1 protein-coding gene is annotated in these 2805 nt (G+C 29.3%); it reads left to right on the top strand.

The genetic code is table 11. The features are described from left to right. A partial coding sequence (locus ACMOUI_RS03880) for an autotransporter outer membrane beta-barrel domain-containing protein (RefSeq protein WP_418964426.1) occupies window positions 1-2724 on the top strand: 2724 nt, incomplete at its 5' end. Window positions 2725-2805 lie beyond the last annotated feature (81 nt).

The raw sequence follows: 2805 nt of genomic DNA, 5'->3' as shown, positions 1-2805 counted from the left end.
ACTGTAGAAAAAACATTAAAAAATAAAAATGAAAAATATAGTATTGAAGGGGTATATAAAAATATAAATAAAACTTTAAATAAAAGTTATGACACAGCCAATCCTTTAGATATCTCTATGAAAGATTATAGAGAAAAAATTCAGGGTAAATCTAAAGAGGAAGTAGCAACATATCTTCACACTAAGTTAAAAGAGAAAGGGATTGAAACTGAAGTAAAAAATGGGGAACTTTTTACAAAAAATGGCAAAGACGAATGGAGAGTTCTATGGGATTTACAAGGGGTTAGAATTAGAGAAGGATATGATCAAACGTTAAAGGAGACTGTATACACAAAAATATATACTTATGAACCTAAAAATGAGCAAGGAAAGATTCTTTATACAAAGGATTCCAATATTTTTATAGAGGATAAGGGGATTTCTAAAGAAAATCTTAGAATAACAGGAGGAAGTTATTATGGAAGTGAAGGAAAAGATTTAGAGGAGTTATTAAAAAATACTTCTGAATCTGCTTCTAAATACTCTAACGCAATTGAAAAACTTGTAGCTGATAAACAAAAGTTGAAAAATGGAAATATGAGTGAAAATGATTTTAATGCTAAATGGATAATCCCATTCGAAAAGGGTGGAGAGTATGAAAAAGAGCTAGAAAAATACGTGACTAAAGTTATACCTCTAAAAAACAATATGGAGAGATATGATAAATTAAATAAAAATTTAGGAGAAAGTCTGACAGCCTTAACAAAAGACCCTCAAATGCCAAAGGATTACTATAAGGTAGAGAATGGTGACAATATAAACGAAGAATATATTGCATCCTTAAAAACTCAAAAAGAAAAAGAATTAGTTAGAACATACTATAATTTAGGTAAAGAAAAAAAAGAGGCTAGTGATAAGTATTTTGCTGAATTTGAAAAAATTCAAACACTTCAAAAAGAGTATGGCTTTTTCAGTGGATTTGCTAGTTGGAGAGATAATCCAGAAGATGAATTAAAATGGAGAAAATGGACAGATAGAGTTATTTCTGATAAAAATCTCGTCATTGAAAAAGAAGCTAAATCTATTGAATTTAGAGGGAAAGGACGAGTTAATGGAACTATAGATCTTGGATCAGGATATAACAAACTTATAATTACAGAGCAGTTCACCGGGAAATATGGGACAAATATAATATTAGGTCCCTATGCAAAGCTTAAAAATATCGCTGTTGTAGAGGTTGGTAAAGCTGTTGGGGATAAAGATACTCCCTCTTTATCTGGAACTCATTCACTAACTTTAGATATAGACACAGATGTGAAAGATAAAAATGGTCATCTTATACAACATGCTTTTAGGGGCTCTGATAGAAATATTGAATTTTCAAATGCTACAGCACTGGCTTTAGAGGATAAAAATAAATTTTCAATTGAGATGATGGTATCTAAAACTAATGAGAACTCTATAATAAATATGGGAAGACCTTTAGAAACTTTTGTTAGAAATTTAACTAATAGTGATGAAAAACTATTAAAATCTAAGATTACTTTGGATTCAGACTCCATAGCTCACGAAATTAAAGATTTGAATATAGCTGATGAAAAAGGCAATTCTCTGGTTCAAATTACTATAAAAGATAAAATCCAAGGTCTTGATAGTATTGAGAATGAAGTTTACAAAAGTATTAAAGATGCAAAAAAGATGGGCAGTATTTGGGAAACAACTACAGCAACAAATAAAAAAACTGTTTTTGGTGGAATCAGAGAGCAGGAAGCTTTAAATGAACTAAAAATGTTGACAAATCAAATATCTAAGAAAAATATATATAAATATTTAAATAAAATATCTAAAAATGAGTTGAACACATTTACCTCTTTGCCATTTGCAGATCAAGATACCATCGATAAAGACTTCTATATAAATGGTGGTTACATCTCTAATAGAGACGTTGAAGATAATTTTAAAGGTAATATAAATACGGGATATGCTCTTTATGAAAAAAAGATTAGTGATACCTTAAGAGTTGGTGGAATTTTTGGTGGTGCTACTTCAAAACATCAGGAGATAAAGAAAGATAGTCTTGATACAGTGACAACAGACTCTAGTATTAAAGGACAATCAATGTATTTAGGAACGTATGGTAAGTTCTCTTATACTCCTAATTTAAATTTAATCTCAGGAGCAGGTATTCAATATGGTGAGTATGATGTCAACAGAAAATTAAAAAACAACTATCAGAATCTAAGTTTTAAAAGTAAACCTAAAACAAATGGAGTTAATATCTATAGTGGCTTGATTTACGATTATCCTTTACCTAAAGATATAAACATTGGTTTTAAAAGTATTCTTTCATACTCCTTAATTATTCAAAATAGTATTGAAGAATCAAAAGAGAATCTGTCCATAAATATAGCTAAACAAAACTATAACTATCTAGATGGGGAGTTGGGATTCAATATTAGTAAAACTCTTTATGGAGATGGTGTAGTTAGTCAACTATCTGCTGGATTAGCTGGAGTATATGGAATAGCCGGTTATGATAATGAAAATATGCATGGAAGGATTCAAGGGTCTACATCTAGCTTCACAATCTTAGGAAAAGACAATGAAAAAGAATCTATAAAGTTAGCATTAAACTATAATGTTCAAAGAGATTCAGGTATGACATACGGAATCGAGGGAGATTACTTAACAAATAATGAAAGAAAAAATATAACTATCGGAGTTAAGATTGGATATATATTCTAAAATATTTTTTAGAGAGAGAAGTAATATTCTCTCTTTTTAATATGTATAAAATAAAACAATCAATCAAACTTTTGGTTGTAC

The organism is Cetobacterium sp., from assembly GCF_048470075.1.
In the GTDB taxonomy this organism is placed as follows: Bacteria; Fusobacteriota; Fusobacteriia; order Fusobacteriales; family Fusobacteriaceae; genus Cetobacterium_A.
The sequence above is the reverse complement of the archived record's forward strand: the minus strand, read 5'-3'. Positions and strand labels throughout refer to the sequence as shown.